Source organism: Nocardia niigatensis NBRC 100131 (genome assembly GCF_000308655.1).
GTDB lineage: Bacteria > Actinomycetota > Actinomycetes > Mycobacteriales > Mycobacteriaceae > Nocardia > Nocardia niigatensis.
Genome location: NZ_BAGC01000041.1, coordinates 255,024 through 278,877, shown reverse-complemented (window position 1 = coordinate 278,877; position 23,854 = coordinate 255,024). Strand labels below are relative to the sequence as shown.

General features: G+C 68.8%; 22 protein-coding genes. 12 read left to right on the top strand and 10 right to left on the bottom strand.

The genetic code is table 11. The features are described 5' to 3' along the window. Positions 1-66: 66 nt before the first annotated feature. Both ON33_RS16380 and ON33_RS16375 read right to left on the bottom strand, forming a co-directional pair. Positions 67-1,167, bottom strand: coding sequence for an Rv3169 family protein (locus ON33_RS16380; RefSeq protein WP_040859752.1), 1,101 nt, complete (start codon positions 1,165-1,167; stop codon positions 67-69). Between the two features lie 11 nt (positions 1,168-1,178). Further along, positions 1,179-2,306 (bottom strand): phosphotransferase family protein, encoded by a 1,128-nt coding sequence (locus tag ON33_RS16375; RefSeq protein WP_040859750.1) that lies wholly within the window; start codon positions 2,304-2,306, stop codon positions 1,179-1,181. 323 nt (positions 2,307-2,629) lie between these two features. Here ON33_RS16375 and ON33_RS16370 point away from each other — a divergent pair, with 323 nt between their 5' ends. The 3 genes from ON33_RS16370 to ON33_RS16360 all read left to right on the top strand — a co-directional run bounded on the left by ON33_RS16370 (position 2,630) and on the right by ON33_RS16360 (position 7,094). Further along, positions 2,630-3,985 (top strand): DoxX family protein, encoded by a 1,356-nt coding sequence (locus ON33_RS16370; RefSeq protein ID WP_245550552.1) that lies wholly within the window; start codon positions 2,630-2,632, stop codon positions 3,983-3,985. Positions 3,986-4,327: 342 nt separating this feature from the next. Beyond that, entirely contained in the window at positions 4,328-5,533 is a 1,206-nt protein-coding gene (gene cobA, locus ON33_RS16365; protein WP_040859917.1) for a uroporphyrinogen-III C-methyltransferase, read from the top strand. Between the two features lie 97 nt (positions 5,534-5,630). Next, the gene (locus ON33_RS16360) at positions 5,631-7,094 is read left to right on the top strand and encodes an MFS transporter (RefSeq protein ID WP_040859748.1); all 1,464 of its coding nucleotides are present in this window, start codon (positions 5,631-5,633) and stop codon (positions 7,092-7,094) included. Positions 7,095-7,097: 3 nt separating this feature from the next. Here ON33_RS16360 and ON33_RS16355 read toward each other — a convergent pair whose 3' ends face one another. Further along, on the bottom strand, positions 7,098-8,087 hold the full coding sequence (locus ON33_RS16355) for an SMP-30/gluconolactonase/LRE family protein (RefSeq protein WP_245550551.1): 990 nt from the start codon (positions 8,085-8,087) through the stop codon (positions 7,098-7,100). A gap of 56 nt (positions 8,088-8,143) precedes the next feature. On the opposite strand from ON33_RS16355, the gene ON33_RS16350 reads away from it, so the two are divergent. Then, positions 8,144-8,719 carry a TetR/AcrR family transcriptional regulator gene (locus ON33_RS16350; protein WP_040859746.1) on the top strand — a complete coding sequence of 192 codons (576 nt, stop codon included), beginning with the start codon at positions 8,144-8,146 and terminating at the stop codon, positions 8,717-8,719. Between the two features lie 74 nt (positions 8,720-8,793). Then, positions 8,794-9,423 (top strand): HD domain-containing protein, encoded by a 630-nt coding sequence (locus ON33_RS16345; RefSeq protein ID WP_040859744.1) that lies wholly within the window; start codon positions 8,794-8,796, stop codon positions 9,421-9,423. 7 nt (positions 9,424-9,430) lie between these two features. On the opposite strand, the gene ON33_RS16340 is transcribed toward ON33_RS16345, so the two are convergent. Further along, on the bottom strand, positions 9,431-9,907 hold the full coding sequence (locus ON33_RS16340; RefSeq protein WP_040859742.1) for an Lrp/AsnC family transcriptional regulator: 477 nt from the start codon (positions 9,905-9,907) through the stop codon (positions 9,431-9,433). An 84-nt stretch (positions 9,908-9,991) separates the two neighbouring features. Between ON33_RS16340 and ON33_RS16335 the strand changes: the two genes are divergently transcribed. Beyond that, positions 9,992-11,119: a metallophosphoesterase gene (locus ON33_RS16335; RefSeq protein ID WP_040859740.1), complete on the top strand. Its 1,128-nt coding sequence runs from the start codon at positions 9,992-9,994 to the stop codon at positions 11,117-11,119. Positions 11,120-11,127: 8 nt separating this feature from the next. On the opposite strand, the gene ON33_RS16330 is transcribed toward ON33_RS16335, so the two are convergent. The 3 genes from ON33_RS16330 to ON33_RS16320 all read right to left on the bottom strand — a co-directional run bounded on the left by ON33_RS16330 (position 11,128) and on the right by ON33_RS16320 (position 15,685). Continuing rightward, the gene (locus ON33_RS16330) at positions 11,128-12,543 is read right to left on the bottom strand and encodes an NAD(P)/FAD-dependent oxidoreductase (RefSeq protein ID WP_040859738.1); all 1,416 of its coding nucleotides are present in this window, start codon (positions 12,541-12,543) and stop codon (positions 11,128-11,130) included. A gap of 246 nt (positions 12,544-12,789) precedes the next feature. Beyond that, the gene (locus tag ON33_RS16325) at positions 12,790-14,169 is read right to left on the bottom strand and encodes an aspartate aminotransferase family protein (protein ID WP_040859736.1); all 1,380 of its coding nucleotides are present in this window, start codon (positions 14,167-14,169) and stop codon (positions 12,790-12,792) included. A gap of 25 nt (positions 14,170-14,194) precedes the next feature. Next, on the bottom strand, positions 14,195-15,685 hold the full coding sequence (locus ON33_RS16320; RefSeq protein WP_040859734.1) for a CoA-acylating methylmalonate-semialdehyde dehydrogenase: 1,491 nt from the start codon (positions 15,683-15,685) through the stop codon (positions 14,195-14,197). Positions 15,686-15,810: 125 nt separating this feature from the next. On the opposite strand from ON33_RS16320, the gene ON33_RS16315 reads away from it, so the two are divergent. Continuing rightward, positions 15,811-17,412, top strand: coding sequence for a PucR family transcriptional regulator (locus ON33_RS16315; protein WP_040859732.1), 1,602 nt, complete (start codon positions 15,811-15,813; stop codon positions 17,410-17,412). Between the two features lie 62 nt (positions 17,413-17,474). Beyond that, on the top strand, positions 17,475-17,711 hold the full coding sequence (locus ON33_RS16310; RefSeq protein ID WP_040859729.1) for a hypothetical protein: 237 nt from the start codon (positions 17,475-17,477) through the stop codon (positions 17,709-17,711). Here ON33_RS16310 and ON33_RS16305 read toward each other — a convergent pair. Next, positions 17,701-18,786, bottom strand: coding sequence for an NAD(P)H-dependent amine dehydrogenase family protein (locus ON33_RS16305; RefSeq protein ID WP_040859726.1), 1,086 nt, complete (start codon positions 18,784-18,786; stop codon positions 17,701-17,703). The two genes, ON33_RS16310 and ON33_RS16305, sit on opposite strands and share 11 nt — an antisense overlap. 39 nt (positions 18,787-18,825) lie before the next feature. Then, entirely contained in the window at positions 18,826-19,854 is a 1,029-nt protein-coding gene (locus ON33_RS16300) for a Rieske 2Fe-2S domain-containing protein (RefSeq protein WP_040859724.1), read from the bottom strand. A 141-nt stretch (positions 19,855-19,995) separates the two neighbouring features. On the opposite strand from ON33_RS16300, the gene ON33_RS16295 reads away from it, so the two are divergent. Further along, positions 19,996-20,613 (top strand): TetR/AcrR family transcriptional regulator, encoded by a 618-nt coding sequence (locus tag ON33_RS16295; RefSeq protein WP_040859723.1) that lies wholly within the window; start codon positions 19,996-19,998, stop codon positions 20,611-20,613. A 224-nt stretch (positions 20,614-20,837) separates the two neighbouring features. Next, positions 20,838-21,410: a methyltransferase family protein gene (locus ON33_RS38265; RefSeq protein ID WP_051152310.1), complete on the top strand. Its 573-nt coding sequence runs from the start codon at positions 20,838-20,840 to the stop codon at positions 21,408-21,410. Positions 21,411-21,502: 92 nt separating this feature from the next. Here the strand turns inward: ON33_RS38265 and ON33_RS16285 are convergent, their stop codons facing one another. Then, entirely contained in the window at positions 21,503-22,345 is an 843-nt protein-coding gene (locus ON33_RS16285; RefSeq protein ID WP_040859721.1) for an SCO6745 family protein, read from the bottom strand. Between the two features lie 62 nt (positions 22,346-22,407). Here ON33_RS16285 and ON33_RS16280 point away from each other — a divergent pair, with 62 nt between their 5' ends. Next, the gene (locus ON33_RS16280) at positions 22,408-22,857 is read left to right on the top strand and encodes a nucleoside deaminase (protein ID WP_051152366.1); all 450 of its coding nucleotides are present in this window, start codon (positions 22,408-22,410) and stop codon (positions 22,855-22,857) included. Beyond that, positions 22,854-23,813 carry an isopenicillin N synthase family dioxygenase gene (locus ON33_RS16275; protein ID WP_040859717.1) on the top strand — a complete coding sequence of 320 codons (960 nt, stop codon included), beginning with the start codon at positions 22,854-22,856 and terminating at the stop codon, positions 23,811-23,813. The genes ON33_RS16280 and ON33_RS16275 overlap by 4 nt, the downstream gene beginning before the upstream one ends. Positions 23,814-23,854 lie beyond the last annotated feature (41 nt).

Genomic DNA, 23,854 nt, shown 5'->3' with positions numbered 1-23,854 from the left:
CGAGCGCGACATGCCGCAGCCCCCGCCGGGTGGTTGGAAGCCGGCGGGGGCTGCGGTTGTGCGCGATCAGGGTGCCACAGAACCCCAATCGGCGAACCCGGTCGGATCGTGGCGACCCATGCTGCCGTGCTCGAAGAGGCCCCAGCCTTCGGCGTCGCCGCAGCGCGCCTTGCCGACGTGGTCGATGACGCCGAATGGAATGCGCCCCGCCACAGCGGGATCGGTCAGATCGTAGAGGCGGCTCTCGGACCAGTTGCGGCCCTTCCACTGACCGTGCTGCCAGTCCGGGTCGCCGCCGTAGCCGCATCCGGCGTTGAGCGCGATGAAGGTGCCGGCCTCGACCTCGACCTCGAGCGGCTTGCCGTCCGGGGTGTTGAGTTCGAGTCGCAGCGCGGTGGGGATGCGGGTGCCGGACTTGTAGGTGAGATGCACACGCGGCCAACCCAACTGCTCGATCCGGCCGTCGTTCCAGATCCGGGTGGCGTCGTTGAGGGTGCGGAAGCCGTTGGGCTCCTCCTGCACGATCACGATGATGGAGAAGTCGTCGAACTTCAGCGGCACGTACAGCCACCAGAAACCCTCGGACGGCTCGTCGGCCACGCGACCCGCCGGGTCGGATTCGCCGACCGGCCGGATGCCCCAGGACCGGTCGCGGGTGCCGCACCACACGCCGGGGTCGATGCTGAAGTCGGCGCCGTCGACATTCAGTGTGCCCGACCAGGTTCCGACCTGCGCGAACCGCTGCGCGTCGATGATGGGCCGGTTGAGCCCGGTGATGATGGTGTGCGGCTGCTCCTGCACGGTCGGGAACGCGCCCTCCCAGATCAGGTCGAACGACAGGTCGTCGTGCTCGCACACGACGCGCAGCTTCTGCAGCGGTTCCAGCACCTCGATGCGGTAGCCGCCGACGGCCAGGTCCAGCCCGCGCTGGTCGAGCGCGTCCGAGAAGCGCACCGCGCGCTGGCTGTTCCCGCGTCGCACGGTGGCGAAGGCATCGGTCACGCCCAGGTTCGGGTACACGCCGAACCCGGTGATGAGCATGGTGTCGCCGCCGGTCTCGATGGCGTTGTAGTAGCTGCGGTCGTAGAAGTTCCGATCGCTGCTCGCCACCCGCGCCATGGGCAGCGGGGTCTGATGGATGGGGTATTCGTCCAGCGGACCGATCATGTCCTCGTCTCTCAATCCCAGTCGTAGGTGCCGTCGAGCAGCGCCTTCAGCAGCGGTGTGTGCATGACGAATTCGTCGCGGTGCTCCGGTTCGGTGGTCTCACCGAAGTGGATCATCCGACGCCAGATCCGGGCCATCACGATGCCGTGGCGCAGGGCGGCGTAGGTGAGGTACCAGTCCAGATCGCGGGGGGTGTATCCGGTGGCTTCGGTGTAGAGCTTCTCGACGTCGCTGCGGCGCATGTAGTCCGGTACGCCGGGCTGCCCGTACTGGGTGGCCATGTCCTGGAAGAACCGGTGGATGAGCAGGGTCCAGGCGATATCGAGTTCACGCGGGCCGAGGGCCGCCATCTCCCAGTCGAGGATGGCGGTGGGCGCGAAGTCCTCGAACATGATGTTGCCCGGCCGGGCGTCGCCCCAGCTGAGCACGTCGGGTCCCGGGTCGGCGGGGAAGTTCTCCTCGAGCCAGGCGAAGGCCCGGTCGAGAATCGGGATGTTGTACCCGTCATCGGTCAAAGCCCATGCGTACCAGCGCTTCTGGGCGTCGAGGTGCCGGCGCAGCGCCGATCCTTCGCCGTCGAGGTGCGGGAAGCGCTCGGCCGGGTTCTCGATGGCGTGGATGCGGGCGATGACGTCCACGGTGTGCTGCGTGATCTCGAGCCGCTGCTCCGGGGTGGCATCGAACAGCCAGCCGGTGAAGACGTACGGCGGATTGTCGGACGGCGCCTGGCCGTTCACCCGGCGCATCACCAGGAACGGTGAGCCCAGCACGCCGCCGTCGGCCTCGAACCAGCACAGCGGCGGGATCGGCAGGTCGGTGGCCGCCGCGACGGCCGCCATGGTCGCGAACTGGCCTTCGAGGTCGTATTTCTCGAACACCGGGAAGGAGTCGGCCTCCGGGGCCAGCCGGGCGACGAAGGAGCCGCCCGCGGGCTGCCCGCCCTCGGTCCATTCGGCGTCGAACAGCAGTGTGGCGCTGGACATTCCGCCGGCCTGAGGATGGGTCAGCGAGGTGACGACCGGCGGTTCGTCCGACTCGACCTTGGTGGCGAGCCACTGCGCCAGTTTCGTCGCGAGCTCGTTGTCATCGCGGTCGGAGACCGTCAATTCCCATTTCTCATTGAGGTCGTCGGCGGACATCCCCGTCCCTTCTAGCGGACCAGCATCAGCGTTGTGCGTCCCGTTCCCCGTGTGCTCTCGAGATGGCGCTGTGGTCTGGGTAACACGTGTCCAAAAATGTAACGCGTTCTAGAGGGGCTGGGAAGCGAACCGAACAAATATCGTCCGCAGTACCGGTGACCGGGACGGCCGTTGTTCGGGGGCCGGACTCGTGCTGCCACGTAATCCCTTGGGAGTACTTCCGATTAGGCATATTCCGGGTCGGCTCGGGGTCTTCACGGAGGCGGCCGGGCGTCCCGGCGGCCTACGGTCGAGATTCCGGATCGATGACGAGGGGACATGGGATGAGCCTGCTGACAGCCGATAGCGCAACCGATCTGGAGGGGAGGGATCGGGACGCGGTCGACGAGTGGAGACCCGCCATCCGGATTCTGTTTCGATTCAGCTTTCTGTATTTCGGCCTTTTCTGCGTCTTCTATCCGCAGCCCGTCTACGCCTTTCTCGGCGTAATCGCGCGATGGCTGCCGGACAATGCGCCGATAACGGTGGTCAACTGGTACAGCGGCCCGGTGAAATGGGTCGGCCGCACCGTTTTCGGCGCCGATGTCGCGCTGAATCCGAACTCCGGGAGCGGCGATCAGGCCTACCTGTGGGTCCTGGTCTTCTGCGTCCTGATGCTCGCCGTCGTCGGTACTGTCGTCTGGAGTGTCCTGGACCGCCGCCGCACCGAGTACCGCCGCCTCGCGGGCTGGTTCCTGCTGTTCATCCGCCTGTGCCTGGCCGGGCAGATGCTGGGTTACGGCTTCGCCAAACTGGTTCCGACGCAAATGCCGGTGCCCCCGTTGGACGCCTTGATCCAGCCGCTGGGCAATATGACTCATTCGTCCATGCTGTGGCTGCAGGTGGGCACCTCGCCGGTCTACGAAATGCTGCTCGGCGCCGCCGAGGTGATGGGCGGAATTCTGCTGCTGCTCCCGCGCACCACCCTGGCGGGCGTGCTGCTGAGCCTGGTGAGCATGGCGCAGGTCTGGATTCTGAACATGACCTTCGACATCCCGGTGAAGCTGCTGTCGTTCCATCTCATGCTGCTGTGCCTGGTGCTGCTGGCTCCCGAAGCGCGCCGATTGACCGCGGTCCTCACCGGATCGGCGGCCGGACCGGCAGCCACGCCCGAGCCGGTCGAAAGTGCCCGCGGACGCCGGATCATCGCGATCGCGCAGGTGGCATTGCTGATCTGGTTCCTGATCGCGGAGGTGACCCTGAGTGTCAAGGCGTACCACGACTGGGGTCCGGGCCGTCCGAAGTCGGACCTGTACGGCATCTGGACCGTCACCGAGTTCACCCGCGACGGTCAGCCCGTGCCGCCGCTGACCACGGACGAAATCCGTTGGCGTCGAATGGTGTTCGACAATCCCGGCGCGGTCGGCGTTCAGGCCATGGACGACTCGCTGACCACCGTCGGCGCGCAGCTCGACGGCACCGCGCACACGCTCGTGCTGCAGTCCGCGGGCGGGCCGTCCGAGGCGCCGCACGCCCTGGCGACTTTCACCTTCGATCGCCCGGCCACCGACCGGCTCGTCCTCACCGGAGACCTGTCCGGTCACCCGGTGACCATCGCGTTGCAGCAGGTCGACGAGAGCACGATTCGCCTGCGGCAGGGCGGAATCCACTTGATCCAGGACGTCCCGCGCTTCAACTGATCCCGCTGCTCTGGTTGTCCCAGTGCGGGTTCGGGGCGAGGAACTCGCCGGTCCCGGCGACGAAGTCCGGCTGGGCGTCCGCGCGGCGCAGCAGGCGGGCGGTCGGATAGCCGAGGTAGCCGTGGACGCCCGAGGTGCACGGCCAGGCGGCCTGTGAGGCGTGTTCGCGGCGAAAGACGTCCCGACCGTTGTGAACTCTGTATCGATTGCCACCAGGACGCCAGGCGATTGTCGTGCGCCGCCGCTCACGCCGTACGCTGAATCCTTGTGCAGAGCCCCGAAGCCACCCCCGATGACCAGCCGGTTCCCGAGTCCCGGGTCGACACCGGTGATCCGAACTACCTGGTCGGTCTCGATCTGAACGGTCGCCGCGTGGTCGTGGTCGGCGGCGGCACGGTGGCCCAGCGGCGGCTCGGACTGCTCATCGCCTCCGGTGCGGACGTGCACGTGATCAGCCGCGAGGCCACGCCCGCGGTGGAGGGCATGGCCACCTCGGGCCAGCTCACCTTGGAGTTGCGCGCTTACGCCGACGGCGATCTCGACGGCGCCTGGTACGCCATGGCCTGCACCGACGAGCCGGACACCAATGCGGCCGTGGTCGAGGAGGCCACCCGCCGCCGCGTGTTCTGCGTCCGCGCCGACATCGCCCGGTTCGGCACCGCGGTCACCCCGGCCACCGCCCGCTACGACGGCATGACGCTGGGCGTCCTGGCCGGCGGGCAGCACCGCCGTTCGGCCGCGGTCCGCAACGCGCTGCTGGAAGCCCTGCAATCCGGTGTGGTGACCGATGATTCGGCTCCCGTGACCCCGGGTGTGGCGCTGGTCGGCGGCGGCCCCGGTGACCCGGATCTCATCACCGTGCGCGGTCGCCGTCTGCTGGCCCGCGCGAATCTCGTTGTCGCCGACCGGCTCGCGCCGCCGGAGCTGCTGGCCGAGCTCGGGCCGGAGGTCGAGGTCATCGACGCCGCCAAGATCCCGTACGGCCGGGCCATGGCGCAGGAGCACATCAATGCCGCGCTCATCGAGGGCGCGAAGGCGGGCAAGTTCGTGGTGCGGCTCAAGGGCGGCGACAACTATGTCTTCGGCCGCGGCTACGAGGAGCTCGAGGCCTGCGTCGACGCCGGTATCCCGGTGACCGTGGTTCCCGGTGTCACCAGTGCGATTTCGGTGCCGGCCCTGGCCGGTATCCCGGTCACGCACCGCGGGGTCACGCACGAGTTCGTGGTCGTCAGCGGCCATGTCGCCCCCGAGCACCCGGATTCGCTGGTCGACTGGCCGGCGCTGGCCCGGCTGCGCGGCACCCTTGTGCTGCTGATGGCGGTCGAGCGGATCGAGAAGTTCGCCGACGCGCTCATGTCGGGTGGTCGTGCGGCCGATACCGCGGTCACCGTGATCCAGGAGGGCAGCCTGCGCACCCAGCGCATCCTGCGCGCCGACCTGGCCACGGTCGCCGAGCGGGTGCGGGCCGAGGGCGTTCGCCCGCCGGCCATCATCGTCATCGGCCCGACCGCCGGATTCACCGCGGGCGCGCCGGACCCGCGCTCCTGACGGTGTGTCCCGAGGTCGCGACGGTGCGCCCTGAGTTCGGCGACCCGATCACCGCATCTATTACAGTGGGCGGGTGCTCGATAACCCCGCTGCGACGATGCAGTATCCGGTAACCAAGCGGGCGTTCGGGCTCGCGATTCTCGTCCTCAGCGGGCTGCAGCTGATGGTCGTGCTCGACGGCACCGTGATGATCCTGGCGCTGCCCCGACTACAGGAGCAGCTCGGCCTGTCGAGCGCGGGCAGCGCGTGGACGGTCACCGCCTACGGTCTGCCGTTCGCCGGACTCATGCTGCTGGGCGGCCGCCTGGGCGACTCGTTCGGCCGCAAGCGCATGCTCATCCTCGGCGTCGGGCTGTTCACCCTCGCCTCGGCGCTGTGCGGCACCGCGCAGAACGAGGCTTGGCTGATCGCGGCCCGCGCCCTGCAGGGCACCGGCGCGGCCATTGCCGCCCCGACCGCCTTCGCGCTGGTGGCGAGCACCTACGCGCCCGGTCCGGCCCGCAACCAGGCGGTCGCCATCTTCGGTTCCATGGTCGGTGTCGGCTCGGTCGGTGGTCTGGTCATCGGCGGCGCGCTCACCCAGGTCGACTGGCGCTGGATCTTCTGGATCAATGTGCCGATCGGCCTGCTCATCGTGTGGGGCGCGATCTACCAGCTGCGCGACACCGCCCACCAGCGCATGTCCATGGATGTGCGCGGCGCGATCCTGGGCACGCTGGCCTGTGTGTCGATCGTCTTCGGCGCGACCGAGGGACCCGAAATGGGTTGGGACAGTCCGGTCATCCTGGGCGCGGTGATCGGCGGCCTGATCCTGCTGATCGTGTTCGTCCTCGCCGAGCGCGATGTGGAGAACCCGCTCCTGCCATGGTCGCTGTTCGACAGCCGCGACCGCGTGATCACCTTCGCGGCCATCTTCCTGACCTCCGGCGTGCTCGGCGCGACCACCTTCTTCGTGGCGCAGTTCCTGCAGAACGTGTTGCGCTACAGCCCCTTGCAGGCCGGTCTGGCCAGCATCCCGTTCACCCTCGGCGCGGGTGTCGGCACCGCGGTCGCGTCCAAGGCGTGCATGTACGTCCGCGCGCGCTGGCTGCTGCTGGCGGCGGCGATCGTGCTGGCGGGCGCGCTGTATTTCGGTTCCACGCTGGACAGTTCGGCCGACTACTTCCCGACGCTGCTGGTCATGATGTCGATCGTCGGCTTCTGTGTCGGCACCGCGATCGTGATCCTGCCGCTGTGTGTCCTGGTCGGCGTGGACATGGCCCACATCGGCCCGCTGTCCGCGGTCGGGCAGATGTTCATGAACATGGGCACGCCGTTCGCGGTCGGCATTCTGGCCCCGGTCGCCCTGTCGCGCACGCTGTCACTGGACAAGAGCGCGACGGGCAAGGTGAGCGGGATGTCGCAGCATCAGATCGATGCCCTCGGCAGCGGGTACACCCTCGTCCTGCTGGTGTGTGCCATCGGCACCGCGGCCATGGGCCTGCTGGCGCTGACGTTGCGGTACACGCCGACGCAGCTGGCCCAGGCGCAGCACGCGCAGGACGAGGCTCAGAAGCGCTAGGGCCTAGGGCACCCGGGTCACGGCGATCGCCGGTTCCGAGAGGCTGCCCAGATAGAGCGTGCCGTCCCGTTCCGCGACCCCGGTGACCATCGCGTAGTCGGTGCCCTCGCGCTGCAGGTCGTGCACGAGGTTCCCGTCGAAGTCGAAGGCCTGCACCCACACCGTCCGCGCCGGTTTCGGCTGCAGCGCTTCGGGAATCGCCCACACCAGCCGTCGCAGTACGCCGGGCAGCGGAAGCAGTGTGTCCAGCAGCGGATTTCGCGGCGACACCAGCGCCACCCACGCCAGCCCGTCACTGCCGAGGCCCATATTGTCGGGGAAGGCGGGCAGGTTCTCGGCGAAGTAGTCGTGGGTGCCGGCTGTCGGCCCGGTCAGCCAGTAGCGGGTGATGCTGTAGCCGCCGGTCTCGGCGACCAGCACGCACGAGCGGTCCGGGGCCAGCACGATGCCGTTGGCGAATTTCAGCCCGTCGACCAGGGTTTCGACGCTGCCGTCGGGATTGCGGCGCAGCAGCCGCCCGGTCTCGGAGTGCTCGAGCATGTCGCCCATGTACTCGCCGAGTTTCCAGTGCCGGGTGGATTCGGAGAAGTAGATGGTGTCGCCGTCGGCGACCACATTGCTGGCGAAGTTCAGCGGCACCCCGTCGACCTCGGACACCAGTACCTCGATCTGACCGCCCGGCTTGTCCAGGCGGAGGAGGCCGCGCTCGGCGTCGCAGATCAGCAGTGAGCCATCGGCATCGGCGTGCAGCCCGAGCGGCCGTCCGCCGGTGTGTCCGATGCGCTCGACCGCGCCGTCGGCCGGGTCGACCGCGACCAGGGTGCCGTCCGCGAGTCCGGCGAGGATTCTGCCGTCGGGGGCGATCACCACATCCTCGGGTCCGGTTCCGGGCACCTCGAGTCGCCGTACCGGCGGCATGGGTGGCGCACTGTGGTTTTCGCGGGCGCGGGCGGTCGCCTTGGGTGGCGTCCAGCGCTTGGGCTGCATGGACATGGCTCACTCTAACCCGCCCATTGGTAGTCAACACCTGTTGGCCTACACTTGTGGGCATGACTGTGGAGACGGGTCCGCGGCGGTCGGATGCGACCCGCGCGGCGATCCTGGAGGCGGCGCGACGCCGCTTCGCCGAGGACGGCTACCGGAAGGCCACGATCCGGGCGATCGCGGCTGATGCCGGGATCGATCCGTCGATGGTGATGCGCTACTACGGCAACAAGGACGGATTGTTCGACGCCGCCCTGGATGTCGACCTGGAGCTGCCGGATCTCGGTGCGGCCGCCCCGGATTCGCTGGGCGCCCTGCTGGCCGCGCGCTTCCTGGAACTGTGGGAGCAGCCGCCGACCAGCGAGATCCTGCTCACCCTCATGCGTTCGGCGCTGACCGACGAGGCCGTGGTCGAACGCACCCAGCGCATCTTCGCCCAGCAGCTGATGCCGGCCGTGCTGCGTTTCGGTGACCCTGCCGACGCCTCGTATCGGGCCGGCCTGATCGCCACCCAGATCCTGGGACTCGCCCTGTGCCGCTACGTCCTGCGGCTGCCGCCGGTGGTGGCCCTGACCTCGGAGCAGATCGTCGCCGACATCGGGCCCACCATTCAGCGTTACCTCACGCTCGGCGACGCTTGACCCTATGTATCAGTGGTGAAAACCACGCTGCCCGAGGGGTTTTCTCCGGACCGAAGATTCGGCACACTGCCCGGATGGGGATGAGCCTGGACGCGGACCTGCTGGACCGCTGGACGAAATTGGCCGGGCCGCGGGCGCGCCCGGTCGGGGAGGACCTGGTCCGCCGATACAGCGAGCCGCACCGCCGCTATCACACGGTCGAGCACCTGGCCGCCATGCTGGTCGTCATCGATGATCTGGCCGCCGACGCCGAGGATCTGGACGCGGTCCGATACGCGGCGTTCTTCCACGACGCCGTGTACGCCATGGACGGCGGCGACAACGAGGAGGCCAGCGCCCGCCTGGCCGAAACCACCCTGCCCGCACTGGGTGTCGACGCGGCGACCGTCGCCGAGGTGGCGCGCCTGGTCCGATTGACCGGCGGCCATCACCCGGAGCCCGATGATCGCAACGGCGCCGTCCTCTGTGATGCCGACCTGGCGATCCTCGCGGCCGACGAATCCGCCTATGCCGCATACACGGCCGCGGTCCGCGCGGAATACGCGCACGTCCCCGACGAACTGTTCCGGGCGGGCCGTGCGGCGGTGCTGGCGGCATTGGCCGAGCAGCCCCGGCTGTTCCGCACCCCGGCGGCCTGCGACCGCTACGAATCCGTCGCCCGCGCCAACCTCGCCGCCGAACTCGCCGAGCTCACCGACGAGTGAGGCGCGTTCAGCGCGTGCCGTACTTGTACGTCTGCTTCCGGAGCTTGAGGTAGACCATGATCTCGGCGTGCCGGACACCGGCCAGCGCGCGGATACGGTTGGACACCAGATCCAGCAGGGCCTCGTCGTCCGGGCAGACCGCTTCGCAGAGGATGTCGTAGCGGCCCGCGCAGATGACCACGTAGTTGATCTCCTCGATCGCGGCGAGGTTGTCGGCCACCGGCTGGGCCGGCCCGTCCACGGTGATCGCGATCATGGCCTGCCGGAACAGCCCGACCTGCAGCGGATCGGTGACTGCCACGATCTGGATGACCCCGGCGTCGGCGAGTTTCTGGACCCGCTGGCGCACGGCCGCCTCGGACAGGCCCACCGCCTTGCCGATGGTGGCGTAGGCCCGGCGGCCGTCCTCCTGGAGTTCGGCGATGATCTGTTTGGCGATGTCGTCGAGGATCGGCGCTCCCCGGCCGGAGGTCTGGTCGGTCACGTGTGATCATCCTTCCCGATGGGCGCGGTACGTTGGATAGCACGCCTTCTCCGGCGGCGTTCGGTCCGACAAGGATGATCTCCCGTGAAGTATGTTCCCCGTGCGGTTCTGTTCCTGGCGGTTCCCGCGCTGCTGTTCCTGCTCCCGTGGTGGCTGCTGGTGTACACGACCCTGTCGGGTCCGTGGTTCTGGCTCGGTACCGCAGTGTTCCTGCTCGGTTATCTGGCATTGCCGGCGGGCATGCTGCTCGGGCACGGCCCGCGGCAGTCCGACACGGCGTCGCTGGTGGGCGACACCATGCTGGGCGTGATGTGGGTGGTGTTCACCTGGTCGGTGATCGGCGCCGCGGCCCGCGGCGTGCTCGCGGTCGCGGGGGTGGACGATCCGCTGCGCTCGCGTGTCGTGGCCGGCGGGGTGCTGGCGGTGTCGGTGGTGCTGACCGCGTGGGCGATCTACGAGGCGCGCCGGCTGCCCCGGGTGCGGACGGTCGAGGTCGAGATCCCCGGTCTCGGTGCGGGTTTGGACGGTCTGCGGATGGTGGTCGTCACCGACACCCATTACGCCGCGACCGATCGGCTGCGCTGGTCGGAGCGGGTGGTCGAGGAGGTCAACGCCCAGCGTCCCGATATCGCCTGTCACGCTGGCGATCTCGCGGACGGTTCGGTGGCGAAGCGCCGGGCCCAGGTCGATCCGCTCGGCAAGGTCGAGTCCGAGTACGGCCGTTTCTACATCACCGGTAATCACGAGTACTTCGGTGACGCCCCGGGCTGGATCGAGCACATGTCCGGGCTGGGCTGGCAGCCGCTGCGCAACCAGCACGAGGTCATCACCCGCGACGGCGACAGCCTGGTGCTGGCCGGTATCGACGATCCCACCGGCAGCGGCCTGCCCGGCCACGGCCCGGACATCGAGGCGGCCCTCGCGGGCGCCGATCCCGCGCTGCCGGTGATCCTGCTGGCCCATCAGCCCAAGCAGGTCACCGACGCGGTGTCCGTGGGTGTGGCCCTGCAGATCTCGGGCCACACCCACGGCGGGCAGATCTGGCCGTTCCGCTATCTGGTGCGCCTGGATCAGCCCGTGGTGGCCGGGCTCAGCCGCCACGGCGAGCGCACCCAGCTCTACACCAGCCGCGGCACCGGCTTCTGGGGTCCGCAGCTGCGCCTGTTCGCGCCGAGCGAGATCTCCGTCCTGATCCTGCGCTCGCCCCGGTGATCCACTGATCAGCTGTCGAAGCCCAATCCGGTGTAGTCCAGGGTCTTGAGCCACAGGTTGCGGCGGCCCTGGTGGGCGTCGGCGCGGGCCAGGGACCACCGGGTGAGGTGAATTCCCGCGGAGCGCAACGGTTCCGGTGGCAGGGGCAGCGGCCGGGAGCGCACCATGCGCAGGCGGGTGCGTTCGGTGTCGCGGCCCCACAGCTGGTCGAGCATGACCTCCGCGCCGAAGCGGGTCGCGCCCACGCCGAGCCCCGTGTAGCCGGCCGCGTAGACGAGCCGGCCCTTGTACGCGGACCCGAAGAAGGCGCAGAACCGGCCGCAGGTGTCGATGACCCCGCCCCAGCGGTGGGTGAAGCGCAGGCCGTCGAGCTGCGGGAAGATCTGGAAGAAGTGCCGGGCCAGGGTTTCGAAGGTGGCCTCGTTGTATTCGAGGGCGGGGGCGATGCGATTGCCGAAGTGGTAGATGGCGTCGTAACCGCCGAAGAGGATGCGGTTGTCGCTGCTCAGCCGGTAGTAGTGGAAGCGGTAGGAGGCGTCGCCGAGGCCCATGCGGGTGCCCCACCCGATGCTGTCGAGCTGTTCGGCGGTGAGCGGTTCGGTCATGAGCGCGTAGTCGTAGACCGGCACCACGTGGCGGGACACCTTCGGCACCGGGCCCGCGAAAGCGCTGGTGCACAGGGCGACCCGGGGCGTCCGGACCTCACCGTGCGGGGTGTGCAGGGTCAGCGTGCCACCCGGTGATTTCGAAATGCGTTGTGCGGGAGTGCCTTCGAAGATGCGCACACCGGCGTCCAGGCACGCCCGGCGCAATCCCCAGGCCAGCCGGGCCGGATCGAGCATGGCGACGCCGTCGCGGTCCCACCAGCCGCCGAGGTAGGTGGGGGAGTGCACCAGGTCCCGTACCTGGCCGGCGTCGAGCAATTCGGTGCGGTAGCCGAGGGATTCGGCGGCCTCGTGGCTCTCCTGCAGCCATTCGATCTCATGTGGCGCGGTGGCGATCTCCATCTCGCCGGTGCGTTCGAAGTCGCAGTCGATGCCGTAGCGGAGGATGGCCTTCTCGATGTCGTCGAGATTGGACCGGCCCAGTCGTTCCAGCTGGGCGATCTCGTCGGGGAAGCGTTCGAGGCCGTTGGCCAGGCCGTGGGTGAGGCTGGCGGAGCAGAAGCCGCCGTTGCGACCGGAGGCGGCGTGCCCGCAGAGGCCGGATTCCACCAGCGCCACGTCGGTGCCGGGATCACGTTCCTTGGCCAGCAGAGCGGTCCAGAGCCCGCTGTAGCCGCCGCCGATGACGGCCAGGTCGGCGTCGGTGGCGGTGGTGAGGGGGTCGGTGGGTGTCGGCCGCTCGGGCCGGTCGGTCCAGTACGGCGTCGGCGCTGCGTCCTCGAGTGCCGACGCCCACGGTTTGCTTCCCTTGGCCGACATGGCCGATCAACTCCTTCTCTCTCGTGCCGAAACGGCGAATTGTCGCGTCTCCGAGCCCGGGGTACGCAAAAGCCGCCGATGGTCACCCGAAGGGGGACCTGTCGGCGGCTTTCGAGAGAGTCAGCTGGTGGCGGCGCGATCCTCGGAGCGGCGGGGCATGCGCGCGATGGACCGCAACACCTGCGTCGGCGTCGTCGGCCGGTCCATGTCCGCCTCCTCCTGTGTCCTGAGGATAGCCCAGCGGATTCACCCCGTGTGCGCGTCGGCCACTGTGAGTGCGTGATCGAGAATCGCGAGTCCCTCCTTGGCCTCGGCTTCGGTGATGATGCAGGGCGGAACCACGTGCAGGCGGTTGAAGTTCACGAACAGCAACAGTCCGGCGGCCTTGGCGGCGGCCACGGTCTCGGTCATGGCCGGGCTGCTGCCGCCGTAGGGTGCCAGCGGTTCGCGGGTGTCGCGATCGAGGACCAGATCGAGGGCCCAGAACACGCCCAGGCCCCGGACCTCGCCGATGCTCGGGTGCCGGTCGGCCAGCTCGCGCAGGCCGGGACCGATGACCCGCTGGCCGATATCGGCGGCGTTCTCGACGATGCCCTCGTCGCGCATGGCATTGATGGTCGCGACCGCGGCTGCGGTCGCGAGCGGATGCCCCGAGTAGGTGAGCCCGCCCGGGTAGGGGAGGTCGTCGAAGGTGGCCGCGATGTGCGGTGCGATGGCGACGCCGCCCAGCGGCACATAGCCCGAGTTCACGCCCTTGGCGAAGGTGAGCAGGTCCGGGACCACGTCGCGGTCCCCCTCGGAAGCGTGCTCGATGGCGAACCATTTTCCGGTACGGCCGAAGCCCGACATCACCTCGTCGGCGATGAACACGATGCCGTACCGGTCGCACAGTTCGCGCACGCCCGCCAGGTATCCCGGTGGCGGGACCATGATTCCGGCCGTGCCCGGCACGGATTCCAGGATGACGGCGGCGATGGTGCCGGGTCCCTCGAAGGCGATCGTCTCCTCGAGGTGCCGCAGTGCCCGCTGGGTCTCCTCGGCCTCGGTCGTCGCGTGGAAGTGCGAGCGGTACAGGAACGGCCCGAAGAAGTGCACGACCCCGGCATTGCCGTGATCGTTGGGCCAGCGCCGCGGGTCGCCGGTGAGATTCACGGCTGTCTCGGTGCCGCCGTGATAGGACCGGTAGCGCGCGAGCACCTTGTAGCGCCCGGTGTGCAGCCGCGCCATGCGCACCGCGTGCTCGACGGCGTCCGCGCCGCCATTGGTGAAGAAGATCCGGTCCAGGTCACCGGGCGTGCGTTCGGCGATCAGTCGCGCGGCTTCCGAGCGGGCGTCGTTCGCGAACGCCGGGCCGATGGTGCACAGCGTCGCCGCCTGCTCCTGGATGGCGGCCACCACCTTCGGATGCTGGTGCCCGATATTGGTGTTCACCATCTGCGAGGAGAAGTCGAGCAGCCGGTTGCCGTCGCCGTCCCACACGTAGCAGCCCTGAGCGGCGGTGATCACCATGGGGTGCAGCGACTTCTGCGCAGACCAGGAGTGGAAGACGTGCTTGCGATCCAGTTCGTAGGCGCGGGTGGCGATCTCGCGCGCGGCCTCCGGGGTCGGGCCGTGGTGCAGGGTCATCGCATGTCCTTCGGTGTCGTCGCCGTCAGTGGTTCTGGGGGAAGCCGAGATTCAGGCCGCCGTGGCTGGGGTCGAGCCAGCGGGTGGTGACGGCCTTGGTGCGGGTGAAGAAGTGCACGCCGTCGGTGCCATGCGCGTGCGAGTCGCCGAACAGGGAGTTCTTCCAGCCTCCGAAACTGTAGTAGGCCATGGGGACCGGGATGGGGACGTTGATGCCGACCATGCCGACCTCGACCTCGTTGTGGAAACGCCGGGCGGCGCCGCCGTCATTGGTGAACAGGGCGGTGCCGTTGCCGTAGGGGTTGGCGTTGATGAGGGCGAGGGCTTCGTCGTAGCTGTCCACGCGGAGCACCGACAGCACCGGGCCGAAGATCTCGTCGGTGTAGACGCTCATGTCGGTGGTGACGTGGTCGAGAATGGTGGGGCCGAGCCAGAATCCGCCGACCGCGCCGTCGGCGGAGACCGTGCGGCCGTCGAGAACCACTGTCGCGCCGGAGGATTCGCCGGCGTCGATGTGGGACGCGACCTTGTCGCGGTGGGTCGCGGTGACCAGCGGGCCCATGTCGGTGCCGCGGGTGCCGTCGCCGGTGCGAATAGTGTTGGCGCGCTCGGTGATTCGCGAGACCAGGTCATCGGCGATGGGCCCGACCGCGACCAGCGCGCTGATCGCCATGCAGCGTTCCCCGGCCGAGCCGAAGCCAGCGTTCACCGCCGCGTCGGCGGCCAGGTCCAGGTCGGCGTCGGGCAGCACCACCATGTGGTTCTTGGCCCCGCCGAGGGCCTGTACGCGCTTGCCGGCCGCGGTGCCGTGCTCGTAGACGTACTTGGCGATCGGGGTGGAGCCGACGAACGAAACCGCTTTGACGGCAGGGTTTTCCAGCAGCTCGTCGACGGCGACCTTGTCGCCCTGGACCACGTTGAACACGCCGTCGGGCAGTCCGGCCTCCTGCCACAGTTCGGCGAGCCACAGCGACGGTGACGGGTCCTTCTCGCTCGGCTTGAGCACCACGGTGTTCCCGGCCGCGATGGCGACCGGGAAGAACCACATGGGCACCATGGCCGGGAAGTTGAACGGCGAGATGACGGCCACCGGGCCCAGCGGCTGGCGCACGGAGAAGATGTCGACCTTGGTGGAGGCGTTCTCGGTGTAGCCGCCCTTGAGTAGATGCGGGATGCCGCAGGCGAATTCGACCACCTCCAGGCCACGGGTGACCTCGCCCAGGGCGTCGGCGAGCACCTTGCCGTGCTCGGCGGTGATGAGCGCGGCCAGCTCCTCCTTGCGCTCGTTGAGCAGTTCCCGGAACCGGAACAGCACCTGGGTGCGCTTGGCCAGGGAGGAGTCGCGCCAGGCGGGGAAGGCGGCCGCGGCGGCGTCGACGACCGTGCGGACGTCGGCGGCCGAGGCGAGTGCGACCTGTCCGGTCACCTCGCCGGTGGCGGGATTGGTGACCGGTGCGGTCGCAGTGCTGGAACCGGTGAAGCTCTTGCCGTCGAGCCAGTGAGCGATGGTCTGCATGTCTCCTCGATTCCGTGATGCCGCCGGCCCCGCCGCGGATTGTCCGTCCCTACTGTGCGCTGCTACCGGCCGGTTGATACCCGACAATGTGTATGCAATTTCGGTGTTCGTATTACGATTCGTCGGTGCTCCTCTCCGTTGCTGACGTGCTGGACATGCCGGTGGTGCGGGCCGGGCAGCCGGAGGTCGTGGGTGGCGGCCCGCTGGATCGGCCGGTGCGCTGGGTACACGCGAGCGAACTGCCCGATGTCGCGGCGCTGCTGGTGGGCCGGGAACTGATTCTCACCACCGGACAGGCGCTGGCCGGTAGCGACGCGGCGACCGTGGCCTATCTGGAAGCACTCGCGGCGGCCGGGGTATCCGGGCTGGTCGTCGAACTGGGCACCTCCGTGCGGGAATTGCCGCCGGTGGTGGCGCGGACGGCGGACCGGGTGGGGTTACCGGTGGTGGCGCTGCACCGGGTGGTGCGGTTCGTGGAGATCACCGAGGCGGTGCACCGGGCAATCGTGGCCGACCAGTACGCGGAGCTCGAGTTCGCGCGCACGGTGCACGAGACCTTCACGGCCCTGAGTGTGCGGCGGGCGTCGCTGGCCGAGATCGTGCGGACCGCTGCCGGAATGCTGGACGCGTCCGTGGTGCTCGAGGATCTCGCGCATCGGGTGCTCGCGCTGACGGCCCGGCACACCGGTGCCTCGGCCCTGCTCGACCAGTGGGAGGCCACCTCCCGGCTGCTGCCCGACACCGACCCGAATGTCGTTCCGGTGGGCCCGCATACGCAGCCGTGGGGGCGGCTCATCCTGCGGTCGAGCCGAGTGCCGGGCGCTCGCGCCCGGATGGTGCTCGAACGCGCGGCGCAGACGCTCACCCTGCACCGGATGATCGAGCGTGACCGGTTCGGCCTGCACCGGCAGGCGCAGACCGGACTCGTCGATGATCTGGTCACCGGCCGCGTCACCGACGAGCGGGACGCGGTGGCGCTGGCGGCAGCGCTCGGCCTGGCCCGCCGCGCCCGCTATGTCCCGCTGGCGGTGGAGGTCGCGGCCGCCGCCGAATCGGATCCACTGGCGCAGCAACGCCGTACGGCCGCCCTGCTGGACGCGACGCTGCACGGTGTGGCGCTGGCCAGGGCGACCGCGCTGGCCGCGCCCGACCACGGCACCCGGGTCACCGTCGTGCTGGCCGTGTCGCGCAGCGGTGACCTGGACGCCGCCCTCACCAAGGTCTGCTCGGCCGTGCTCGCCGAGATCCGCCGAGTCGCCGGCGTGGAACGCGCGGTCATCGGCGTCGGCGGCGAATCCGACTCGCTGCTCGACACCGCCCGCGAACTGGCCCAGGCCGCCCACGTCGCGGAAGTCGCTCTCGCCCTGGCCGTTTCGACACCGCGCCCCTTCTACCGCAGCGGCGACGTCCGCCTGCGCGGCCTGCTGTCCCTGATCCGCGACGAGCCCGGCGTCCAGCGCTTCGCCGAGACCGAACTGAGCGCCCTGCTCCGCCACGACATCCGCCACGCCACCGACCTCACCCCCACCCTCCGTCATTTCCTCGACCTGGCCGGCAACAAAACCGAACTCGCCAAGCGCCTCAACATCAGTCGCCCCACCCTCTACGACCGCCTGGCCCGTATCGAACGCATCCTCGACGTCGACCTCGACGACGGCGAAACCCGCACCTCCCTCCACACCGCCCTGCTGATCCGGGACCTGGTCGCCCCTGCCGAATCCCGTTGAGCCCAAACCGATCTCCCGGCGAGATCGCCCGGTCACCGCTGCCCGAGACGCCCCGCGCGCCCGTGAGCGCCGCAGCGGCAAAGGCGGTCCAGGTCCACGCGCTGAGCTCCGGGCACACTGGCCGCGCCGAGTTCGGGATTCCGGGGCCGATCGACGCGGCGATCGCGGTGAACACCGAATTGGGTTGGGCCGCAGACGCCGCCGATCTGCTGACCCGGCGCGGCGATATCCACTTCGGGGACCCGGAGCAAGATGCCGAGCAGGGGACGTCGATGCACGACCTAAGACCTAGATTTTGAAGCGGCCCGCCAGTCCGCGCAGCGGCAGGTCGGCGCTGGTGATGATGCCGGGCGGGGCGGCGACCACGGACCGGATGGCATTGAGGGCGGGCAGTCCGGTGACGGTCATGCCAATCGAGGCGAAGCTGGCCGGATCGGAGAAGTCGAAGCCCTTCTTCGGCAGGATCATGTGCTTGCTGTAGATGGTGGGGTCGCCGATGACCTGAGTGATGTAGCAGCCCTTGATCTTCCAGGACGGGGACGTGTGCGGCGTCATCTGCCATTCCAGATGGGACTCCACCCGCGGCACACCGTCGACCATGCCCTGGTACTTGATGTAGTTCGCGCCGAGTGACCCCTTGGGCAGGAAGTACCAGCCGAGGTCCACGTCCTCGGTGCACGCGCCGAGTTCGTAGCTGAACTTCACCTCGTCCAGCTCGAGCCCGAACGCGTCGGCCATCAGATACACCGAGTCGGCGAACACGGCGGTGTATTTGTACAGCGAGTCCGGGATGGTCGGGTCGTCGATCGGCCGGCCGTAGCCGACGGCCTTCCACGTCTCCACCGAGTGGTGGCAGGACACGTCGACCGATTCGGTCACGGTGACATTCTCGATGTCTGCCACGTCGGCGGTGTGCACGATCCCGAGGATCTGGCAGAGGCCGGGGTTCATGCCGGTGCCATAGAAGGTCGCGTTGCCGCGGTCGCACGCCGCGGCGATCACCTCGCTGACCTTGCGGCCGGACGGGTGCGGGTGGTTGGTGTCGCGGTGGTATCCGGTGATCCAGTCCGCGGTGGTGACGATGTTGATGCCCGCCTCGAGCACCTTTTCGTAGAGGTCTTCGTCGGGGAATACTCCGTGGAAGGTGAGCACGTCCGGCCGGGCGGCGATGATCTCCTCGACGGTGCCGGTGGCGCGTACGCCGATCGGTTCCAGGCCGACGATCTCGCCCGCGTCGCGGCCGATCTTCTCCGGCGTATAGCAGTGCAGGCCGATCAGTTCCAGGTCGGGGTGGTTGCGGATGCGGCGGATCATCTCGGTGCCGAGATTGCCGGTCGCGACTTGAAACACGCGAGTCTTCGTCGATACGCCCATGCTGCTGCCTTCTGCTTCTTTCTCCGGTTGGTGCTGTGGTCAGGAATTGACGGTGGTGTCGTCGCGGTCGGCGTTCGCGCTTGCGTCGTGTCCGTCCGGATAGAACTGGGCCGCCCACGCGCGCAATGCCTTGAAGCCCTCGTATTCCTTGCGCGACAGGGCAGGTGGCTCGGTGTAGCGCATGCGCGACCAGATATCGATGTCGGCCTGGAATTGCTCGATCACGAAATTGGCCATGGTCTTGGCGAAGCCGCTCATCTCCGGCCGCTCGTCGCCGGGTTTGCGCCCGATCCACACGGTGAATCGCACATCCGAGGTCGACTCGTCCACCGGCGTCACCGCGGACAGGGTGCGGTTGTCCACCATGCCCCAGCTTTTGGTGACCGCGACTCCGAGCCCGCCGTTGATGGCCTCGACACCGCTGTTGATCTCGTCCTCCGGCGTGTCGTCGAACGCGACGGTGAAGTCGACGTACGACACCGGGCCGCTGAAATCCTGACGGGTGAATTCCGGCACGAACGGCGTCTTGTGCACGAATTTGAAGTGGGCGAAGTCGACGCCGTTTTCCATGATGTACTGCGGATGCAGTTCCAGCCCAGCGCGATACAGCGTGCCCGCCGGGAAGGCCGGGTAGTAGTCCGCCGCGGACTTGTCGTCGCCGAAGTCGGCGAAGATGTCCGGCACGTCGAAATACGGTGCGCGGCCGTCGATATCGAACCAGATCCAGACCGATTCGTTGCGCTCGACGGTCGGGTAGCTACGGATCCGTCGTCCCCGATTCGGGTGTGACTCATAGGGAATGCAGACGTTGCGGCCGTCCTGGTTCCACTCCCATCCGTGGAACGGGCAGACCAGGCTCTCCCCTTCGACGTGACCGCCGTAGCCCAGATGCGCGCCCAAATGCTCGCAGTAGGCGTCGAACACCGTGACCCGGCCCGCGGCCGAACGCCAGGCGACCATCTCCCGGCCGAAATACTTCATGGTGCGCACATCGCCGATGGCGATCTCGCTCGACCAGGCCACCTGGAACCAGCCAGTCGGCTGCATCGACAACGCCGGCTTCACCATCTCGATCCTCCAGTAACTCCGAGCACCCCGCGAGATCATTCGCCGGTCGTGCCGGAATAATAATAGAGGGCTCTACTAAAATATAGTAGAGGTCTCTATGAAAAATTGGCCTGTGCAGGTCAGGCCGCTAGACTCGACCAAATGACGGAAGCGGAGGTGGCGACGCGGCGAGCCAACAAGCGCGGTATCGCCACGCGGGACAGCATGATCAAGGCCGCGATCGCCTCCCTGGCCACCGGCGATCCCGCTGCGGTGTCGGGCAAGCGGATCGCCGCCGACATCGGCGCAACGTGGGGGGCGATCAAGTACCAGTTCGGCGACATCGACGGCCTGTGGGCCGCGGTCCTGCGCTACACCGCGGACCAGCGCGGCGACTTGCCCGCGGGCACCAGGCCCGACGGCTCCCTGGAGGAGCGGGTTACCGCGCTCATCGAGGCGATGTGGGTCGGCCTACGGACGCCGGAGTCGCTCGCCATCGAGACTTTGCGTGCGGCATTGCCCCGCGAGCATTCCGAGTTCGAGCGCGACTACCCCCAGACCGCGGCGGTCTTCGCCTCATGGAAGCCCCGCTGGGACGAAGCGTGTCAGCGGGCCTTCGCGGACCTCGGCGTCGACCCGGTCAAGGTTCGCCAAGTGGCGGGGCTGATCCCGGCAGCCATGCGCGGCATCGCGTCGGAACGGACGCTCGGCACCTACAGTGACTTGGACGACACGCGTGCGGGCCTGGCCGGAGCCATCATCGCCTACCTCAGCCAATGACCTTCGCGGGACACAGATTTCCGGTGTCGACGTGAGTGAGCGGTGACATCGGCGTCGGCGCGGAGCAACAGTTCGCCCGGCGGGGGAGGCCGCCAATGTCATTCGACTCCAGAACTACTGGGGGCTCTCAGGGTTCATTCTCCGGGTGGATCCCGGATGTGCCCCGGGCCGGTTGGATGGGAATCTCGACGAGTCGGACATCGAGCGCGGAAGGGCAGCCGGACGTGACCATCGCCGTCTTCACCACCTGGGCGTGGCTGGCATTCGAAATCGGCCTGCGAGTGCGGGATCGCGTGCGCGGTACCGGCTCCACCGCGGGTGACGGCGGCACTCGCCTGGCCATCATGCTGCTGGTGGCCGGCGCTATGACGGTCGCCGCCTTCACCGGTATCTTCCTCCCGGCCGACAGCCCGCTGCGCTTCCCGGGCCCTGTGGTGCCGTGGCAGGTCCTCGGAATCGCGCTCATGTGGCTCGGCCTGATGGTCCGGGTCTGGGCGATCACGGTGCTGGGCAAGCATTTCCGCACCACCGTCGAGGTGGACGCCGATCAGCCGGTCATCAGCCACGGCCCCTACCACTGGGTCCGGCACCCCTCCTACACCGGCATCCTCTTCGTCACCATCGGCTTCGGCCTCGCCTCGGCGAACTACCCGGCTCTGCTCCTGACCACCGTGATCCCCGCCTACGCCCTGCTCCGCCGCATCCGCCTCGAGGAACGCACCCTCGTCGAAACCCTCGGCGCCCCTTACGAGACCTACCTCCGCACCACCAAGCGCCTCGTCCCCGGCGTGTGGTGACCGGAAGATCCGGACCGGCGTAGGTCCGTGGTGGATCGGGCCACTGTCGGTTCCTCATAATGGGTTTCGTGCCTGGCGGCGATGGGGTTGATCTAGGCCGGATCGGCGCCCATCGGGTTCGGGTAGGGGACCTCACCGCTGCGGGCCACGGCCCGGGCCGCGGGGGTGAGGACGGACAGGGTTTCGAGGATGCCCGGGATGCCGCGGTAAGCGGTCATGGCGAGGGTGTCGGTGCGGGCCTCGATGTGCTCGCGCAGGGCCCGCCCGGCCTCGGTGAGACCGTCACCGTTCAGGAGTCCGCGGTCGGTGAGCCGCTCTTGTGCTGCCTGCCAATCGGTTTCGCTCCAGCCGCGATTGTCGCGCATCACCTGTGCGGGCATCCCCGTCGAGGCGGAGAAAAGGACGTGCGCCTCGCAGCCGTCGATGCCCTCGGCGACCAGGCACGCCACATGCCCGTCGCCGCGGTGCTCGCGCAGCGCGGTGACTGCCTGCCAGAGCGCGTGCACCGGATCGCCGGGTGCGGGCAGGTCGCGGTTGGCGGCGAAGAGCGGGCGGCCGGCGGCGGGTGCGGCCTCGATCGCCCGCCGCAGGTGCGGGACGGCCCGCGCGGCGACGGTCGCGATATCGGGGACGATGCCGCGCAGCACCGCGGCGGCCGCGAGGGTGCGGGTGGCGAGGACCGCGTCGGGCGTGGCGTAGCTCCAGGCGTCCGGGATGGCGCGCCGCACCATGGCCGGATGGAAGTTGTAGAAGGTGGCCTCGACGACCGAGGGCCCGGCCGCGCCGAGCGGGGCGGAGCGGGCCGCGAAGTAGCCCATCCAGAAGCCGCGCAGGCCAACGGCTTTGTTGGCGGCGATACAGTCGGCGGCGAAGTAGGTGACGGCGTGCAGCGGTTCGATGACGCGCCATACGTCGCGGGCCAGGGCGTTGTTCATGACCTCACAGTAGCGGCTGAGTTGACCTAACTGAAGCCAGGATTGGTGGCAGCATGATCGGCATGGTGAACGCACAGGATCTGCTGGTCACTGCCTTCGAGGAGGCGCAACTCGGGTTGCGCGAGGGCGGAATCCCCATCGGCGCCGCCCTGTTCGACAGCGCCGGCACTCTGCTCGGGCGCGGCCACAACCGCCGCGTTCAGAACGACGACCCCAGCGTGCACGCCGAGACCGATGCCTTCCGCAATGCCGGCCGCCGCCGCGACTACCGCGACACCATCATGGTCACCACCCTTTCCCCGTGTTGGTACTGCAGCGGCCTGGTGCGGCAGTTCGGCATCGGAGCGGTCATCGTGGGCGAGTCGCGCACCTTCACCGGCGGCCACGACTGGCTGGCCGCCCACGGGGTTTCCATCACCGTGCTCGACGACCCGGCCTGCGTCGACATGATGACCCGCTTCATCGCCGAACGCCCCGAACTCTGGCACGAGGACATCGGAGTGGCGGAATGACTCCTATCGCGACCGTGGACCTGAACCGCTGGCGCGCGGGCGGCGAGTCCGCCGCCGCGGTGCTGCGCGAGGTGGACGCGGGCCTGCAACGCGCCGGCTTCCTGCTGGTGCGCGGACACGGTGTGCCGGAAGAACTTCCGGCCGCCGTGCGCGCGGCGGCCCGCCGCTTCTTCGCCCTGCCCGTCGCGGTGAAGCAGCGGTACGCGGTATCGGTCGGCGGTCGCGGCTGGATCGCCCCCGGACTGGAGGCCAACGGCTACGCCGAGGGCACCGAGACGCCGCCGGATCTCAAGGAGACCTTCGCGATCGGCGCGGACACCCGCACCGGCGACCCGGTCGTGGACCGGGTCTGGTTCCGCGACAATGTCTGGCCCGGCGAGGTGAGTGAGCTGCGCGAGTTGCTGCTCGCCTACACCGCCGCCGTGCGGGTGCTCTCCGACGACCTGCTGGCCCTCTGCGCCGCCGCGCTCGCCCTGCCGCACAATCCGTTCGAGGGCCTGGCCGCCCATCCCACCTGGACCTGCAATATCAACCACTATCCGTCGCTGACGCGGATCGGCACGCCCGAGCCCGGCCAGTTCCGCATCGGCCCGCATACCGACTTCGGCACGGTCACCGTCCTCGACCGGGAACCCGGTGCGGGTGGACTCCAGATCTTCACCGAGGACGGCGGCTGGGCGGATGCGCCTTACGACCCGTACGCCCTCACCGTGAACATCGGTGACCTGCTGTCGTATTGGAGCGGCCACCGCTGGCCCGCCGGCCGCCACCGGGTGCTGCCGCCGCAGGCCTCGGCGCCGGAAGAGGACCTGGTGTCGCTCATCTACTTCTACGAACTCGACCACGACGCCCGCGTCATGCCGCTGGAGCCGCCCGTCGGCCGGGTCTCCGGCCTGCGGCCGGTCGTCTCCGCTGAGTTCCTGCGCACCCGGCTGGACGCCATCACCCTGGGCTGATGGTGGCGCGGGGAACAAGCCCCGCCGCGACCGCGTTGCCA